This window comes from Corynebacterium ihumii (assembly GCF_028609825.1).
Classification (GTDB): Bacteria; Actinomycetota; Actinomycetes; order Mycobacteriales; family Mycobacteriaceae; genus Corynebacterium; species Corynebacterium afermentans.
In genome coordinates this window covers 266,104-281,524 of sequence record NZ_CP063190.1, presented here as the reverse complement: position 1 = coordinate 281,524, position 15,421 = coordinate 266,104, and the positions used below count along the sequence as shown (strand labels likewise).

Sequence of the window (15,421 nt, the reverse complement as noted above, 5' to 3'; positions counted from 1 at the left end):
CTCCAGTCCGGTTGAAAATCACACTAAAGGATAGACCTTTAGTTGGACAGCGCCGCTTCGAGGTCGTCGTTGTCAACTTCCCAGCAGGCGAACTCATCGCCGTCGATGACCACAACCGGCACCCGGTCACCGTATTCCGCGGCCAGCTCCGGGTCATTGTCCACGTCCACCAGCGCGAGCTGAACGCCGTGCTTTGCCACCACAGGGGCGATCTGGCCGGCCACCCGCTCGCACGAACCGCACGTGGACCGCACCATCAGCTCCACCTTTTTCATCCCCGCTCCTCCTGTGAGTGCTGTTGCCAGGGCGTTGTACGATTGCACACGCTAACACCCCCACCCGAAAGGGCCCGAAGTTTCATGTCTGATCAGCGCGAATTCCTCGCGCAGTGGTCCCAGTCCCAGGGCAACCTGCGCCGTTTCCTCGAAGAGCGCGTCATGCCGCCGCTCGACGACGACGCGCAGCGCACCGCCGGTCGCGCCGCCGCAGCCGCTGCGGTGGAAGAGACCTTCGGCATCAACATCGACGACTTCGCGCTCGGCGTGGACTCCGTCGGCGGCGCCTTCGAAACCGCCGGCCGTCAAAAGATCACCCCGCCCGACCCGGAAGTCCCCCAGGACACTGAAGCGGCCGCGTTTTTCGACGTGGACAACACGCTCATTCAGGGCTCCTCGCTGATTCTGCTCGCCCAGGGGCTGTTTAAGAAGCGCTTCATCACCCTGTCCGAGCTGGCTCCTGCCCTGCGCAAGCAGATCCGCTACCGCGTCTCCGGCTCCGAGAACGCCGACGACATCGCCGAGGGCCGCGAGCAAGCCCTGGCTATTGTGAAGGGCAAAAGCGTCGAGGAGCTCAAGCAGGCATGCCGGGAGATTGTGGACAACCGGATGCTGCAAAAGTCATACGCCGACACCATCGAGCTGGCCTCCATGCACCTCGCCGCCGGCCAGCAGGTGTGGTTAGTCTCCGCCACCCCGGTGCAGATCGGCCAGGCACTGGCCGAAACGCTCGGCTTCACCGGGGCGCTGGGCACCGTGGCGGAGGAGGAAGACGGCAAGTTCACCGGCCGCCTGGTCGGCGACATCCTGCACGGCCCCGGCAAGAAACACGCCGTGGCTGCCCTGGCTGCGCTGCAGCAGCTGGACCTGTCCAAGTGCACCGCCTATTCCGACAGCGTCAACGACCTACCCATGCTGAACATGGTCGGCTCCCCCGTGGCGGTCAACCCGGACCGGGCGCTGCGCAAGCACGCCAAGGCCCAGGGCTGGGCGGTGCGCGACTACCGCTCCGTGCGCCGGGTAATGCGCGCCGGCGTGGTCCCGGCCGTGCTGGCTGCCGCGGGCCTGTGGTGGTGGCGCCGGCGCCGGTAGCGCGACGCTAGATGCTTACCCCAGGATGCTTATTTCCGGGGACTGTTGCGGGGAGGGGCCGGTGGTTCGTCGAGAAGTAAGCATCTGGGGGTAAGCATCCTCCCGCGGAAATGAAAAACCCGCCCTCGATGGGGCGGGTAAAGCTCACGGCTTACTTGCCGAGCTTACGACGCTGCACGCGAGTGCGGCGGAGCATCTTGCGGTGCTTCTTCTTGGACATGCGCTTGCGGCGCTTCTTAATCACTGAACCCATTGGGCTACCTCTTTTCTGTTCAAAGTGCGTACGTACGCGGCCGGCGCAACCGCTTCCGCGGCTCGCGGGAGGTGCACACTCCCACAGGGGGGTGGCCGACCTGATCGTTCAAAGCATACCGGCAGGCCTTTTCAGTGCCAAAACACCCGCCGCACCGTGAAAACCGGTGCGGCGGGTGTCTTCTCGAGGCCCAGTAAACGAGACCTTGGACTATCCCACGTCGTAGACGGAGGACTCCAGGTACTCGCTGACTGCCGTCTCGTTCACGCGGAAGGAGCGGCCCACACGGACGGCGGGCAGCTCGCCGGAGTGGACGAGGCGGTAAACGGTCATCTTGGATACGCGCATGATCTCCGCGACCTCGGCGACCGTCAGGAACTTTCCTTTATCTTCGTTAACCACTTAATTCATACCTCTCGGCACGCAAACGCGCTGCAGGCTTCCCCTCCCGCAGGACGAACACGCACGTGCTTGAACCACCCTAACGTGAAACCAGCGTCGAGTGCGACTTAAGTGGAAGAAAATTTTCAAAGTGCAGGCAGTGAACCCACAGAAACGGGTGTGAATGGTGGGATTTGGGCTACTTGCCCAGCTCGGCGGAACGCTCCGCGCAGATCTCAGTGGCGCGGTAGAACGCGCCACGCAGGCCGGACTCCTCCAGCTCGCGGATCGCGCGCACGGTGGTACCGGCCGGTGAGGAGACGTTCGCCCGCAGCTGCACGGGGCTGTCCTCGCCCTCGAGCATCGCGCCAGCGCCGGCGGCGGTGGCACAGGCCAGCTGCTCGGCCAGGTCGCGCGGCAGGCCAAGGGACACACCTGCATCCACCAGTGCCTCGGCCACGAGGAAGAAGTACGCCGGGCCCGATCCGGAGATGGCGGTCACGGCGTCTATTTGAGATTCGGCGACCTGGACAACCTGGCCCGCGGCGGACAACAGCTCCACCACAGCATCGCGTTGTTCCTCGCCGACAAACCGCCCGCAAGCGGCAGCGAGGACGCCTTTGCCCACCAGCATCGGCGTGTTCGGCATCACACGCACAATCGGGGTGCCGGCGGCGGACACGGCGTCTTCCATCGCGGCGATAGTCACGCCCGCTGCCATAGAGACCAGCACAGTAGACGAGCCCGAGTCTGTCAGCTCCTCGCCCACCTCCGCGATGACGTCCAAGATCTGCGCGGGCTTGACGCACAGCAGCGCCAAGTCTGCGTCGCGGACGGCCTCGCGGTTGTTGGAGGTGGTGCGCACACCGTAGCGCTCGGCCAGCTCGGTACTGCGCGACGAGGACCTGTTTGTCGCTGTGATGGAGCCCGGCTCCACCCCATTAGCAACGAGACCCGAGATGAAGGCCTCGCCGATATTGCCTGCCCCAATTACGGCGATGCGTTCCATGTCGCTCCTGGAAAAGGTCGTTTGGAGGTTTTTACAGCAGTGCCGGGCCGAAGGCCACAACCGCGGCGGCCAGGCCAGCGATGATCATGGTGACCTTGTCGCGGCCGCTAGCCATGGCGCCGACGGCGGCGACCACCGCGGCAACCACACCGACGCCGACGAGCACCGCCACAATCGCCATCGTGTTGGCCCACAGCCACTTGAATGCCAGGAAGCCCAACACACCCAGTAACACGCCGAAGAACACCAGCAGGACCAGCAGGATCGGGTTGACCGCTGCCTCTTCGACCTCGTAGTCGGAGTCGTACTCAGGAGCGTCGAGGGGTTCTACGTCTGCTCGCTGCTGCGGCTCCGGCGTATCTACCGTGCGGATCTCGCCGGTGTCGTCCGGCTGCGAGAACTTTTGCTTGTCGACGGGCTCCGCCGTGCCCTCGGCCTTTCCTTCAGCCGTGCCCTCGACCTTGCGTAGCACGGTCGTGTCGTCGGTGGCCGGCTGGATCTTCGTGACCGAGGATCCCGCGGGCGCCGGCTTCGGTACCTGTGCTGCCGGTTTCGCTGCCGGTTTCTCGGCTGGCTTCGCTGCAGGGCGCAGTTTCACGGACTCGGCCTGGGCAGGCTTGTCCGCCGGCTTTGGTGCGGGCTTCGGCTCGGCCGGTGCGGGGGCCGGCTTCGGCTCCGGCTTCGGCGCCTGGGTGGGGGTCTTTTTGGGGGTATCCGAAGGTGCGTCGATAGGCACGCTGGAGTGCTTCACCTCAGCCGGCTTCGCGTCGACCTTCTTGAACGAGTCGGTCAGTTCGGCGACGGAGACGCCGCCGTCCTCGAGGCTGCGGCGGCGACGCGGGCGGCGCGAGCCGGACGGGTTTTCCTTTTCGGCGCGCGCGAGGAGCTCGGCAACAGTGAGCTGTTTGTCGGCCATTAGTTGTCGTCTCCTTTATTAGCTTCCTGCTCAGCGTCCAAAGACCCCTTGTCGATGCGCTTAAGAATCACGCCCTCGCGCAACGCCCACGGGCAGATCTCTAACTTATCAACATTCAACGCACGCATCGCAGCTTCCGCCACCAGCGCACCAGCGACAATCTGGTGGGAGCGGTCCGAATTGATGCCCTCAAGCTCCGCGCGGTCCGCAGCCGTCATGCGGGAAATGAACGCGATGAGTTGGCGCAGACCCGGCGCGGTGAGCGTGCGCTGCACGAACGGGCCGGCGGACGACGGCGCGGCGCCGGTGAGGCGGGCCAGGGAGCGGAACGTCTTAGACGTACCCACGGCCAAACCAGCCTCTCCCATCGCCTTGAACTGCTCGGCAGGCCCGGCGAGCTCGGCGTCGATGTAGTCGCGCAGCATGTTGATCTTTTTGCGCTCCGGCGGGTCGGTGTCGAACCACTCGTGGGTCAAGCGCCCCGCGCCCAGGTTCAGAGACACGGCCAGATCCGGTACCTCTTCGGTGCCCGTGGAGATCTCCAGCGAGCCGCCGCCGATGTCGAAGTTAGTGATGCGGCCGGCGGACCAGCCGTGCCAGCGACGCGCCGCCAGAAACGTCAGGCGCGCCTCCTCTTCTCCAGAGAGGATGTTCAGCTTCACGCCGGTCTTCTTCTCCACGCGCTTGAGCACGTCCTGGGAGTTGGTGGCCGAACGCACCGCCGAGGTGGCGAATGCCACGAGCTCCTCGCACTTGAGGTTGTCCGCGAGGTCGGATGCCTCCTGGACAGCGTCGACAAGCTTGGCTATGCCCTTGTCCTCAATATTGCCCTTTTTATCCAGCAGCTCAACGAGACGCAGCGGCTGCTTCCAATCGCTCATCGGCGTCGGGCGGCTACCGCTGTACGCGTCGACCGCCACGAGATGGATCGTGTTGCTGCCGACATCTAATACACCTAATCGCACCACCCCAGGGTAACGGGTCTACCGTGTCCAGGTGTGAATCAACCAGCCCCGAAACCCGTTTTTCTCGGCTTCCCCGCGGACTCGCCGGCCGGCCGCTCCATCCTGGCAGGCCGCGAAACCCGCCCCGATTTCCCCCGCGAGTGGTTCGAATTCGTCCACCCGGATGATCCGAACCACATCTTCTCCATCGACCTGACCTGGGCGGAAGCGACCTGGTCCTGCCGCTTCGGCACTCCCGAGTGCCACGGCATCGACGAATCCAACCCGGCTGTCGGCTGCTGCATCCACGGCGCCTACATCGCGGACGAGGAAGACCGCGACACCGTCTACAACGCCGTCAAGGAGATGCCGGCGAAGTACTGGCAGCTGCGCCCCGCTGAGACGGACGCCTACTTCGCCGCCAACGACCCGACCTGGCTCGAGCCGTGGCTGGAGTGGGATGAAGACGAAGACGCGCTCGACACCGAGCCCGACCCCGACGACGAGGAGGCCGGCCCCCACATCAAGACCAAGATCGTCGACGGCGCCTGCATCTTCGCCAACCGCCCCGGCCACCCCACCGGCGCAGGCTGCGCGTTCCACCAGTTCGCCATGGCGGAAGGACGCAACATCGTGGGCACGAAACCGGAGGTGTGCTGGCAGGTGCCGTTTTCCCGCGAGGACGCGTGGGAGGAGCGCTCAGACGGCCAAGAAATTCTGCGCACCACCATCGGCGAGTACCACCGCCGTCAGTGGGGCGGCGGCGGAGAGGACTTCGACTGGTGGTGCACCTCCGCGCCCAACTGCCACACCGGCGGCACGCCAATCTGGCAGTCCATGAAAGACGAGCTCATCGCACTGATCGGGGAAAAGCCGTACGGTGTCGTCGCGAAGCATTGCGAAAAGCGCGCCCAGCTTAGCGACGACCTCCGGGCCACCCACCCCGCAACCCAAGCCGCGCACTCATAACCGCGCGTTTACGCGCTTACGCCTCGAACTTGTAGCCGAGGCCGCGGACGGTGACGAGTTGGGTGGGGCGTGACGGCTCCGCCTCAATCTTGGTGCGCAGGCGCTTGACGTGCACGTCCAGGGTTTTGGTGTCGCCGACGTAATCCGCGCCCCAGATACGGTCGATCAGCTGGCCACGAGTGAGCACACGACCCGCGTTGCGCAGCAGGTACTCCAGAAGATCGAACTCTTTGAGCGGCATGGGCACCGGCTGGCCGTCCACAACCACCGTGTGGCGCTCCACGTCCATGGTCACGCGGCCGCCCTGCAGCAGCTGGTCGTCGACCTCCTCCACCACCTCAGTCTCCGGCCCGCGGCGCAGCACCGCACGAATGCGGGCGACAAGCTCGCGCGTGGAGTACGGCTTAGTCACGTAATCGTCCGCGCCCAGTTCCAAGCCGACAACCTTGTCGATCTCGCTGTCGCGGGCGGTGACCATGATGATCGGCACAGACGACTCCGCACGCAGCTTCTTGCACACGTCAGTGCCGCTCATGCCCGGCAGCATCAGATCCAGCAACACCAAATCGATGTCCTGGGAGGCGAACAGGTCTAGCCCCTCCTGCCCGTCGGCGGCCACGACGGCCTCGAAGCCTTCCTTGCGCAGCAGGTAGGCCAAAGGATCCGACAGCGATTCCTCGTCTTCAACGATAAGAATGGTTGTCACTTCACTCTTCCTTTTCTGTTCCTGTTCCTGTTCCGCCAGCGGCCTCAGGGTCGTACAGGGGCAGCTCGATAGTGAACGTTGAGCCTGTCCCAGGTCTCGACCACAATCTAATGGTACCGCCATGGTTGGCCACCACATGCTTCACGATGGCTAACCCGAGCCCCGTGCCGCCCGTGGAGCGCGAGCGCGCCTTGTCCACCCTGTAGAACCGCTCAAACACGCGCTTCTGATCCTCCGGCGCAATACCGATGCCCCGGTCCGTGACTCTGATCAACACCACGTTGTCGCGCACCAGCCTCTGCGTCACACTCACCGGCTGCCCGCTCGGCGAATAGTTGATCGCGTTGGTGATCAGGTTAGACACCGCCACGGTAAGCATGGCGCGCTCCCCCATCACCCGCAGCCCCAGGCGCTGGCCGCGGTTGAGCTCAATGCCGTGGTTCTCGGCGGCGACCAGGTTGCGCGCCACCGCGTCGTCCACGATGTCGTCCACACGCACCGGTGCCATGTCCGGCAATGCCTCCGCGCCCTGGAGCTTGGACAGGGAAATCAGATCCGTGATCATCTCCCCCATGCGGTGAGCTTCCTTCTGCAGTTTGTTGCCGAAGTATTCCACCATCTCCGGGTCCGTGGGGTCCTGCAGCAGCGCTTCCGCGAGAAGCGCCATACCGCCCACCGGGGTTTTCAGCTCGTGGGAGACGTTGGCCACGAAGTCGCGGCGCGCGTTTTCCATGCGCACGTTTTCAGACTCGTCCGAGCCGTACACAATGGCGTACGAGTTGTCCGTCAACGTCAGCGGCGCGACCAGCGCGCGCACGTTCCGGATGCGGCTGCCGGTGGTGCGCTGCGGCAGATCCAGGTCGAGGACATGCTCTTCCTGCTGCTCAAGCACCGCCTTGGCCACCTCCAGCACGCGGGGGTTGACGCTGCCGTCATGCACGATGGACATGTCGTGGGCCCGCGCGTTGGACAGCATCACGTTGCCGCTGCGGTTGATCACCGCGATGCCGGTGGGCGAGCCCTGGGTGACCAGGTGCAGCACCTGGCTGACCGCGGCGACAGTATCGTCCTGCACGCCATCGTCAGCCCGGTTCCGGGCGCGCCAGCGAAGCACCCACTGGCTGAGCAGCACAGCGGGCACGGTCAGCGCGGCACCGATGAGAAAAGCGAGAATCGGCGTCACGGGGACAGTGTGCTACTTCTGCCCCTGGTTCGCCACAGCAGCGGCGCCGGCCTCGGCGGCCTCCGGGTCCAGGTAGGTGCCGCCGGGGTTGAGCACCTTGCCGTTTTCGTCAATCTCGTAAACCAGCGGCATGCCGGTCGGGATGTTCAACCCCGCGATGTCCTCGTCCGAGATGTTGTCCAGGTACTTCACCAGCGCGCGCAACGAGTTGCCGTGCGCTGCGACCATGACGTTCTTACCGGCCATGGCGTGCGGCGCAATGACGTCGATGTAGTACGGCAGGAAGCGCTCCACCACGTCCTTCAGGCACTCGGTGCGCGGCACCTCCGGCAGGAATGCGTAGCGCGGATCATTGGTCTGCGCGTACTCGTTGTCCGTGTCGATTTCCGGCGGCGGGGTGTCGTAGGAGCGGCGCCACTCCATGAACTGCTCCTCGCCGAACTCGTCGCGGATCTCCGCCTTGTTCAGGCCCTGCAGTTTGCCGTAGTGACGCTCGTTGAGACGCCAGTTGCGCTCCACCGGGATCCAGTGGCGGTCCGCCGCGTTCAGCGTGATGTTCGCGGTGCGGATCGCGCGGCGCAGCAGCGAGGTGAACAGGATGTCCGGGAGGACACCTTTTTCAACCATGAGCGTGCCGGCGTTCACAGCCTCGGCCTCGCCCTGCTCGGTGAGGTCCACGTCCACCCAGCCGGTGAACTGGTTCGATTTGTTCCACTCGCTCTGCCCGTGGCGAACGAGAATCAGCTTTCCGTTACCCATACCTCCAAGCATGCCACGGATGGGGACAACTGTCGGCGGTTTGCCGGGCGGTTGCGGAATCTCCGCTGCCTCGCCGCCGCCCGGTCGCTAGATCCAGCTAGTTGGACCTCGTTTTTCGTCCCCAGGAGCCGATTAGCTGGATCCGCAACCGGAAGGGTGTGCCGGGGAGAGGACGGGCAGGGGTTTAGAGTTTGAAGACATGTTGAAATCACGCCTCGCAGCCACCCTCACAGCAGCCCTCGCAGCTGCCTGCGCCACCCTCGGCGCCCCAAGCGCCGCCGCAGCAGCCCCCGCACTCGCCGCCCCCGGCGCACCGATCGCCATGCTCAACGACGGCTCCGACTCCTTCGCCCACAGCGCGCGATGCAGCCAGGGCCCGGCTGGCACCGTCCGCACCCCGGACGGGCAAACGAAGCAGGTCATGGTCACCGCGGCGCACTGTTTCGAGGTCAAGGGCAAAACTGTCCGCCCTGTCGTGTTCGCGCCGGTGCGCGAACACGGGAAGGTGGGGTACCCGCGGGTGGGTGACGTGGATCAGCAGCGCACCCCGTTTGAACTCGGCAACGGGGAGTTGATGGACTTCTACCGCATCATCGACGAGCCCGACTGGGCGACGGTGCGCCTCGCGCCCGGTGTGGAAGCGTCGGGCGTGTCGTCGTCAGTGGATCAGAAGGGTCGCGGCCCGTCCGCGCCGGTGGCGATCACAGGGGTGAAGGACTACCGCAACCTGCGCGGAGACGAGCTGATCAGCTTCGACAATGCCGGCCAACCCATTTGCAAGGACGGCATGCGCACCGGCCGCTCCTGCGGCGTGCAGATGTTTCGCACCCAGAACTTTGTGTGGCACTTCGGCGTGGGCTACGAATCGGGCGATTCGGGCGGCATCAACTACGACCCGCGCACCGGCGAGGCTGTGGGGTTGAGCATCATCGGCTTCGGGCCGCTGGGGAATTCGCAGCAGGTCGACAGAGCAATTGAGGACGCCTACGGCATCCCCGACGGCCAAGTCAACGAGGCGTTCACCCCGGCAGCCGACGCGCAGCGCGCCGACTTCGCGCCGTTGTACGAGGAAGTTGCGCAGTCCTCCCCTCAGGCACCCCAGCTTGTCGACGGCCCCCAGCCACGCGAGTTGCTCGACCGCGCCGTCATAGGCGCGCAGGCGGACGCGGCGCGTTTCAGCGCGGAGGCCGCGCAGCTCCCCCAGGCCGCCGATCCGGTCGCAGCAGCACAGGACCTCGCCGGTCGCGCGGGCGCGGCGGCGCAGCAGCACGCGGGCGATGTGCGTGGCGCCGTCGACGCGTTCCTGCGCTAAAACACACTGCTGACCGGCATCCGCGACTACCGCACGCTTCGCCCCGCGTGCGGAATTCACCACCACCGGCGCGGAAAGCGAGCGCATCGACCAGGCCACGTGAGAGCTCAAAGGTCCAGCGGCTCGTCGATAAGCATGGCAACGACATCGCCCTTTGGGGCGGGTTCGCGTTAAGGTAATTCTCATGCGATTGAGTCTTCGAACACCAGCAACAGCACTTGCAGCAGCCAGCATGCTCGCACTTCAGGTCCTCCCCGCGCCGGCGGAAGCCGCGCCCGCCCTCGTGGCACCCGGCGCGCCGATGCGTGTGTTCCCGCAGGACCCGCCGAAGACGATCGACCTGCCTACCGGCCAGAAGCTGACCATGCCGCGCGACGGCTGGGTGGGCACCTGTTCCCAGGGCCCCAACGGCACCCTGCACCTGCCTGGCAAAGAGCCGCAGCGCGTGATGCTCACGGCCTCCCACTGCGTGAACACCATGCCCGGCTTCCCAGAGGTGAAAAACGAGTTCTACGCCCCCGTGGGCACCGAGTACAAGCGCTTCGGCGAGCGCGTGGCGTCCAACCACGTCACCCCGGAAGCCATGAACCTGGGCGACCCGATGCAGTCCATCCGCACTGCCGACTGGGGCGTGGTGCGCATCGACGACGGCGTGACCGAAACCGGCCTGTCCCACTCCCGCGACTTCAACGGCGGTGTGCAGGGCGAACCTGTGAAGATCACCCGTGTGCGCGACTTCCGCACGCTCGCCCCGGGCGAGGTGTCGGTCGACAACTTTGGCCAGCCCATATGCAAGGACGGCGCCACCACGGGCCGCACCTGCGCCAAGCAGATCGGCCGCACCAGAAACGGCATCTACAGCTGGGGGCTGAACTACGTGCAGGGCGACTCCGGCGGCGTGAACTACGACCCGCGCGACGGCGCCGCCGTCGGTGTGTCCTCCATGACGCTCGGGCCACTCGGCAAGGCGCAGCCGGTGGACCGCATTATCGAGGACGCCTACGGCATCCCCGACGGCAAGGTCAACGAAGCGTTCACCCCCACCGACTCCACCGCGCCGCGCGAGAACTTCACCACCTCCGGCGAAGAGGAGGAACGCGTCTCCGCCGAGATCGAGCGCCTCAACTCCAACCTCAAGCCGCCAGCGCCTCGCGAGGAGCTGCGCAAAGCCGTCGACAACGCCAAGCAAGAGGCCGCCGGTCTGGCGCAGAAGGCTTCGCAGGGCCAGTTCGACCCGGCAGAGGTCAACCGCGCCATCAACCACCACTCCGACCGCATCGGCTACTGGGGCGGCGCCTCCCTCGGCGAGGAGATCGCCAAGCGCCTCTAGCTACATTCCGCCGGCGTCCCGGGTGGCTTCGCCCGGGACGTAGCCGTTTAGGGTGTCGGCGTAGACACCGAGCAGTTTCTCCGCCGAGGCGGACCAGCTAAACGCTTTTGCGTGGGCGACGGCTTGTTCGCCCATGTGGATGCGCGTGGGATCGTCGATAAGCAATTGCTCTAAGGCCCGCGCCCAGTCCTCGTGGCCGTGGCCGTTGACTAGCAAGCCAGTCTCACCGTCCGCGACCGCGAGTGGCAGGCCGCCGACGCGCGCCGCGACAACCGGGGTGCCCGTCGCCTGCGCCTCCACCGCCACGAGCCCGAAACTCTCGTTGTAGCTGGGCACCGCAACAATATCCGCGGCCTGGTAAATGCTCACCAGCTCCTCCGGCGGCCGCGGCCCGAGGAAACGGGTGCAGCCGCCAATGCCTTCCGACGCCGCGAGCTCGCGGTAGCGTTCCACCGACGACCCCGCACCGCTCGCGCCGCCGCAGATGATCACACGCAACGGGCCATCCACGCGGCCGCGGCGCACCACCTCCCCCATCGCCCGAATCAGCACCTGCGGGCCCTTGAAATCCTGCAGCCGCCCCACAAACGCCACCACCTTCGCATGCAGCGGAATACCCAGGTGGCGCCGCGCAAGCTCCGTGTTGCGGTTCGTGCCGGGGGTGTACAACTCTGTGTCCGCGCCGGGGCTGACCACGGAAATCTTCCCCGGATCCACGTCGTAGAAGCGCGCCAACTCATTGGTCTCGTCCTCGGTGTTGACTACCAGAACCCCGGCGTTGTCCACCAACTGCTGCTCGCAGATGCGGCGCGCCTCCGACTCTGAAGCGTCTGTGGCGTAGGCGTTTTTCACCGCCGCCCAGGTATGCCCGGTGTGCACCAGCGGGATGCCGGCCAGGTCCGCCAAGAGCCACCCCACCTGGCCGGACAGCCAGTAGTGGGAATGGATGAGGTCGTAGTCCAGGTTGTTCGCGCGGACGAACTGCACCACCCCGCCGGAAAACGCAGCGAGCTGGGTGGGCAGGTCGTCCTTCTCCAGCCCCTCGTAGGGCCCGGCCACCACGTTGACCACCCGGTAGCCGGGCTCCACCTCCACCACCTCGCCCTGGCTGGGGCGGGTCGCGCGGGTGAACACGTCCACCGTGGTGCCCTGACGGGCCAGCTGGGTGGCGGTGTTGTGGACGTAGACGTTCATGCCGCCCGCGTCTCCCGTCCCCGGCTGCTCGAGCGGGGAGGTGTGCATTGAAATCATGGCGACGCGCATGCGGGCAAGACTAGCGCGGCTGTGTGGTTCCTGACAGATTCCGCCGGGGCAGAATAATTCACTCACCGGGGGCCGATCGGGTCTGCGGACTTCCTGTGAACCACTCGTTGCCGTTGTGTTGTTGGCTAGGTGGTTTTGGCTAGGTTTCTTTGCTTAGCCAGGGTTGTGTATTGCCCGTCTGGTCCGGTGGTGAGTCTGTCAAAGACGAACCAGTCCAGGTAGTCGTCAAGATACTCCATAAACTCCTCGGTCGTGAGCTTTTCAGGTCGAATCCCATTGGCATAAAGTTCGCGCTTGACGGTGCCGAAGAAGCCCTCGACTCGGGCGTTGTCGCCGCTGTTGCCAAGCCGCGATAGGGACGGCACCATCAACCAGGCGTTATCGCAGGGTTTTTCCTGCGTGCATTGTTCGCATTGTTGCCTGTCGTGGCTGGTGTCGGTGAGTCGATCGACCCAGTCGGCGTGGCGGTAGTGCCAGCCGCGGTCGGTGTGCAAGCCGGGGCGTTGCCCCGGTTGTAGTTGCTCGAGCCCCGCTTCAAGCATGGTGTTGGTCAGCAACGCCGCTGGTCGTGTTGCGCAGGTGTATGCGATGGGCATGTTGTCGTGGAAGTCGATTAGCGGGCTAAAAAAGACCTTGCCGTCAGCGCATTGAAACTCGGTGATGTCGGTGCCGAGTTTTTGGTTTGGTGCGTCGGCGTAAAAGTCGTGCACCAGATCCTTCCTGCCCGCCTGCCTGCGACGATCCGCTTGCGAACGATATCTTTGCGAGACGTGGGTGCCATTTTTGACGACAGTATCGATATCTCCAACCAGACATCGATTCGCTGGACGATGGGCAGTTTCACCCTTATATGAGCTGTAGCGCTTTGTGTGTTTTGTCTTCGGCTGCAGGTGTTCCTGGCTCATGATCGTGCGAATCGATTTTTCACCGAGTGAAAGACCGTTCGCTTTGCATACTTCAGTCACGCGGCGGTAGCCGTAGGTCATGCGATTGTCCTCACAAACAGCCGAAACCAATGCCTTGGCCTGGGCTTTGCGGTCGACCAAAGGGTGATCCAACCGTCGGCATGCCGACTTGTACGTGCTGTAGTTCAATCCGTAGTAGGCGCAGCAATGTGTTACTTGGTATCCGACGTCCCGGAGTCGTCTGACAGCCGTAGCGACGACCACGCTGTCGAGCGTCTCCGGGTTTGCGCTTTTCCCTCAGATTCCATCACCGCCTCAAACAGCGCTTTATCCGCCAGACGCATAAACCGCTCTTGACGCAACAGGTCTTTGAGGGCCTCAACATCATCCGGCAACGCTGCCTCATCAAACGGAGTTGTTGGCTGCTCATGGTTGCGCAAATGCGCACTCTCATCGCGCGGGGTGCGTTGTGATTGACGCTGTGTCTCGGTCTGCTTGCGCTTGCGTTTTTGGGTTTCGTGGTGTTCTTTCACACGCGCCAGTGTCGCCTGTTCTATCTCCTGCGGCGTCATCCCACGCCGCGAACCCGCATCCGGAGCGAACTTGTGCGTCCACGCCGCCACGGAACTCGCAGCGACTCGAAAACGCCATCCAATCTCGCGGGTGGATGCCGACGTTGTCACATTCACCCGGACGACCTCAGCGATCAACTCGGCGCAACGCCAACCCTTATCGACGCCGTTGCCATGACGGGCGTTGCGTACCCATCCCGAAATTGAAGCTGCAGAAGGAACAGACCTACAGTCCTCCCGAATCAACTGCGCACGAATCTGCGAAGCAGCAAGCCCTTGCTCTGAAAGCTCAACGGCACGCTGCCTCACCTCCGGTGGATAACTCATCCTCGAACTCCGATCCCGACAACCGGTGGTTCACAGGAAGTCCGCACAGCCGATCAGTGAATTAGTTCCCACCTGGACGGTTGAATAATTCACTATCCCCAGGTCGCCAGAATGTCACAGCAAACTAATTCACGGGCGAATGAACGATCTTGCATAGCCGCCACCTCAGTGGGCGGCGTGGCGGTGCCAGGAACCAAAGTCCGCGGCAACCGTCGCCGCCAGGTGCTGGTAGGCCTTCAGCGTCGCAGGCGCGATGCGCTCCAGGTCCACGACGGCCCCTTCGGCGAGATGGCGGTCGTACGGGATGGTGTGCACCGCGCGGGTGCGGGAGGCGAAGTGGTCGGCGACCTTGGCGATATCGATGGTCGGTTTGCCCGGCGCGCCAGCAGAGATGACCACCACGGCGTTGGCAGCAAGCTGGTCGTAGCCGTGCAGGTTGAGCCAGTCCAGGGTGGCCGACGCCGACTGGGCCCCGTCCAGCGCCGGCGAAGTAACCAGCACCAGCACGTTGGCCAGGTCGAGCACGCCAGCCATCGCGGAGTGCATCAGTCCCGTGCCGCAGTCGGTGAGGATGACGTTGTAGTGGTGCTGCAGGATGTCGATGGCGCAGCGGTAGTCGTCCTCAGAAAACGCCTCGCTAACGGCCGGGTCGCGCTCAGAGCCGATGACCTCCAGGCGCGAGGATGCCTGGTTAGTGTAGGAGCGCACCTGCGGGTAGCGTTCCGTGCCCGGCGCCTGCAGCAGGTCGCGGATGGTCGCCGGCGGCGCGGTGGCGGCGCGCTGGGCCAGGGTGCCTAGGTCCGGGTTGGCGTCGATGGCGATGACGCGGTCGCCGCGGGTCTGGGCGAACACGCCGCCGAGCGCGACCGTGGTGGTGGTTTTGCCCACCCCGCCTTTCAGGCTCATCACCGCGATGCGGTAGTCGCCGCGCAGGGGCGCCCGGATGGCGTCGAAAAGCTGCTGCTGCTCCAGCTCCTGCCGGGAGCCGCCCGGGTTGATGCGGCCGCGCGTGACGGAGTGGACGAGTTTGCGCCAGCCCTGCTTGGGCGGCGCCTTTACCGGGTCCACGAGGTTGGACTGGTCCAGGCCCGCCGGCGGGGTGAGCTCAAAGGCAGCGTCGGCGTCGATGGACGGCTCGAAATAGGTAGTCATGGTTTCCCCCAATTCCCCCTTGAATGTGTCGCGCCACAGCCTAGAGCAAACCCGCAGACGGCGCAGCGCAACA

The 15,421-nt window shown here is 64.9% G+C and carries 17 protein-coding genes; 4 read left to right on the top strand and 13 right to left on the bottom strand.

Annotation, left to right across the window (positions count from 1 at the left end):
• Window positions 1-38 precede the first annotated feature (38 nt).
• Entirely contained in the window at window positions 39-275 is a 237-nt protein-coding gene (locus CIHUM_RS01370; protein WP_034997095.1) for a glutaredoxin family protein, read from the bottom strand.
• 84 nt (window positions 276-359) lie between these two features.
• Between CIHUM_RS01370 and CIHUM_RS01365 the strand changes: the two genes are divergently transcribed.
• Entirely contained in the window at window positions 360-1,367 is a 1,008-nt protein-coding gene (locus CIHUM_RS01365) for an HAD family hydrolase (protein ID WP_034997093.1), read from the top strand.
• Window positions 1,368-1,518: 151 nt separating this feature from the next.
• Here the strand turns inward: CIHUM_RS01365 and CIHUM_RS01360 are convergent, their stop codons facing one another.
• The 5 genes from CIHUM_RS01360 to CIHUM_RS01340 form a co-directional block, all read right to left on the bottom strand.
• Window positions 1,519-1,620, bottom strand: coding sequence for a 30S ribosomal protein bS22 (locus tag CIHUM_RS01360; RefSeq protein WP_003855542.1), 102 nt, complete (start codon window positions 1,618-1,620; stop codon window positions 1,519-1,521).
• A 210-nt stretch (window positions 1,621-1,830) separates the two neighbouring features.
• On the bottom strand, window positions 1,831-2,022 hold the full coding sequence (locus CIHUM_RS01355) for a helix-turn-helix domain-containing protein (RefSeq protein ID WP_034997092.1): 192 nt from the start codon (window positions 2,020-2,022) through the stop codon (window positions 1,831-1,833).
• 178 nt (window positions 2,023-2,200) lie between these two features.
• On the bottom strand, window positions 2,201-3,070 hold the full coding sequence (gene proC / locus CIHUM_RS01350; RefSeq protein WP_262360348.1) for a pyrroline-5-carboxylate reductase: 870 nt from the start codon (window positions 3,068-3,070) through the stop codon (window positions 2,201-2,203).
• Complete coding sequence (locus CIHUM_RS01345) at window positions 3,042-3,926, bottom strand: hypothetical protein (RefSeq protein ID WP_034997088.1); 885 nt, start codon at window positions 3,924-3,926, stop codon at window positions 3,042-3,044. The genes proC and CIHUM_RS01345 overlap by 29 nt, the downstream gene beginning before the upstream one ends.
• Window positions 3,926-4,891 (bottom strand): Ppx/GppA family phosphatase, encoded by a 966-nt coding sequence (locus CIHUM_RS01340; RefSeq protein ID WP_034997823.1) that lies wholly within the window; start codon window positions 4,889-4,891, stop codon window positions 3,926-3,928. The genes CIHUM_RS01345 and CIHUM_RS01340 overlap by 1 nt, the downstream gene beginning before the upstream one ends.
• A 33-nt stretch (window positions 4,892-4,924) precedes the next feature.
• On the opposite strand from CIHUM_RS01340, the gene CIHUM_RS01335 reads away from it, so the two are divergent.
• Complete coding sequence (locus tag CIHUM_RS01335) at window positions 4,925-5,839, top strand: DUF3109 family protein (protein WP_034997086.1); 915 nt, start codon at window positions 4,925-4,927, stop codon at window positions 5,837-5,839.
• Between the two features lie 16 nt (window positions 5,840-5,855).
• Here CIHUM_RS01335 and CIHUM_RS01330 read toward each other — a convergent pair whose 3' ends face one another.
• Genes CIHUM_RS01330 through CIHUM_RS01320 form a run of 3 tightly spaced genes read right to left on the bottom strand, consistent with a single transcriptional unit; the run spans window position 5,856 to window position 8,487 of the window.
• Window positions 5,856-6,545 carry a response regulator transcription factor gene (locus CIHUM_RS01330; protein WP_034997084.1) on the bottom strand — a complete coding sequence of 230 codons (690 nt, stop codon included), beginning with the start codon at window positions 6,543-6,545 and terminating at the stop codon, window positions 5,856-5,858.
• A 1-nt stretch (window position 6,546) separates the two neighbouring features.
• The gene (locus CIHUM_RS01325) at window positions 6,547-7,728 is read right to left on the bottom strand and encodes a sensor histidine kinase (RefSeq protein ID WP_034997083.1); all 1,182 of its coding nucleotides are present in this window, start codon (window positions 7,726-7,728) and stop codon (window positions 6,547-6,549) included.
• Between the two features lie 12 nt (window positions 7,729-7,740).
• Window positions 7,741-8,487, bottom strand: a complete 747-nt coding sequence (locus CIHUM_RS01320) for a phosphoglyceromutase (protein WP_034997081.1) — start codon at window positions 8,485-8,487, stop codon at window positions 7,741-7,743.
• A gap of 199 nt (window positions 8,488-8,686) precedes the next feature.
• On the opposite strand from CIHUM_RS01320, the gene CIHUM_RS01315 reads away from it, so the two are divergent.
• Window positions 8,687-9,799 carry a hypothetical protein gene (locus tag CIHUM_RS01315; protein WP_051106243.1) on the top strand — a complete coding sequence of 371 codons (1,113 nt, stop codon included), beginning with the start codon at window positions 8,687-8,689 and terminating at the stop codon, window positions 9,797-9,799.
• Between the two features lie 232 nt (window positions 9,800-10,031).
• Window positions 10,032-11,129, top strand: a complete 1,098-nt coding sequence (locus tag CIHUM_RS01310) for a chymotrypsin family serine protease (RefSeq protein ID WP_051106242.1) — start codon at window positions 10,032-10,034, stop codon at window positions 11,127-11,129.
• Here the strand turns inward: CIHUM_RS01310 and mshA are convergent, their stop codons facing one another.
• The 4 genes from mshA to CIHUM_RS01290 form a co-directional block, all read right to left on the bottom strand.
• A complete protein-coding gene (gene mshA, locus CIHUM_RS01305) occupies window positions 11,130-12,392 on the bottom strand; it encodes a D-inositol-3-phosphate glycosyltransferase (protein WP_034997080.1) in 1,263 nt (420 codons plus the stop codon).
• 125 nt (window positions 12,393-12,517) lie between these two features.
• The gene (locus CIHUM_RS01300; RefSeq protein WP_187370399.1) at window positions 12,518-13,438 is read right to left on the bottom strand and encodes a DDE-type integrase/transposase/recombinase; all 921 of its coding nucleotides are present in this window, start codon (window positions 13,436-13,438) and stop codon (window positions 12,518-12,520) included.
• A 71-nt stretch (window positions 13,439-13,509) separates the two neighbouring features.
• Window positions 13,510-14,196, bottom strand: coding sequence for a hypothetical protein (locus CIHUM_RS01295; protein WP_148363865.1), 687 nt, complete (start codon window positions 14,194-14,196; stop codon window positions 13,510-13,512).
• A 165-nt stretch (window positions 14,197-14,361) separates the two neighbouring features.
• Entirely contained in the window at window positions 14,362-15,348 is a 987-nt protein-coding gene (locus CIHUM_RS01290; protein WP_126857397.1) for a MinD/ParA family ATP-binding protein, read from the bottom strand.
• Between the last annotated feature and the right edge of the window lie 73 nt (window positions 15,349-15,421).

Coding starts and splice junctions, on each gene's coding strand:
- CIHUM_RS01360 (WP_003855542.1), bottom strand. CDS start 1,620: ATGGGTTCAGTGATTAAGAAGCGCCGCAAGCGCATGTCCAAGAAGAAG.
- CIHUM_RS01370 (WP_034997095.1), bottom strand. CDS start 275: ATGAAAAAGGTGGAGCTGATGGTGCGGTCCACGTGCGGTTCGTGCGAG.
- CIHUM_RS01315 (WP_051106243.1), top strand. CDS start 8,687: ATGTTGAAATCACGCCTCGCAGCCACCCTCACAGCAGCCCTCGCAGCT.
- CIHUM_RS01295 (WP_148363865.1), bottom strand. CDS start 14,196: ATGAGTTATCCACCGGAGGTGAGGCAGCGTGCCGTTGAGCTTTCAGAG.
- CIHUM_RS01290 (WP_126857397.1), bottom strand. CDS start 15,348: ATGACTACCTATTTCGAGCCGTCCATCGACGCCGACGCTGCCTTTGAG.
- CIHUM_RS01310 (WP_051106242.1), top strand. CDS start 10,032: ATGCTCGCACTTCAGGTCCTCCCCGCGCCGGCGGAAGCCGCGCCCGCC.
- CIHUM_RS01345 (WP_034997088.1), bottom strand. CDS start 3,926: ATGGCCGACAAACAGCTCACTGTTGCCGAGCTCCTCGCGCGCGCCGAA.
- CIHUM_RS01320 (WP_034997081.1), bottom strand. CDS start 8,487: ATGGGTAACGGAAAGCTGATTCTCGTTCGCCACGGGCAGAGCGAGTGG.
- mshA (WP_034997080.1), bottom strand. CDS start 12,392: ATGCGCGTCGCCATGATTTCAATGCACACCTCCCCGCTCGAGCAGCCG.
- CIHUM_RS01365 (WP_034997093.1), top strand. CDS start 360: ATGTCTGATCAGCGCGAATTCCTCGCGCAGTGGTCCCAGTCCCAGGGC.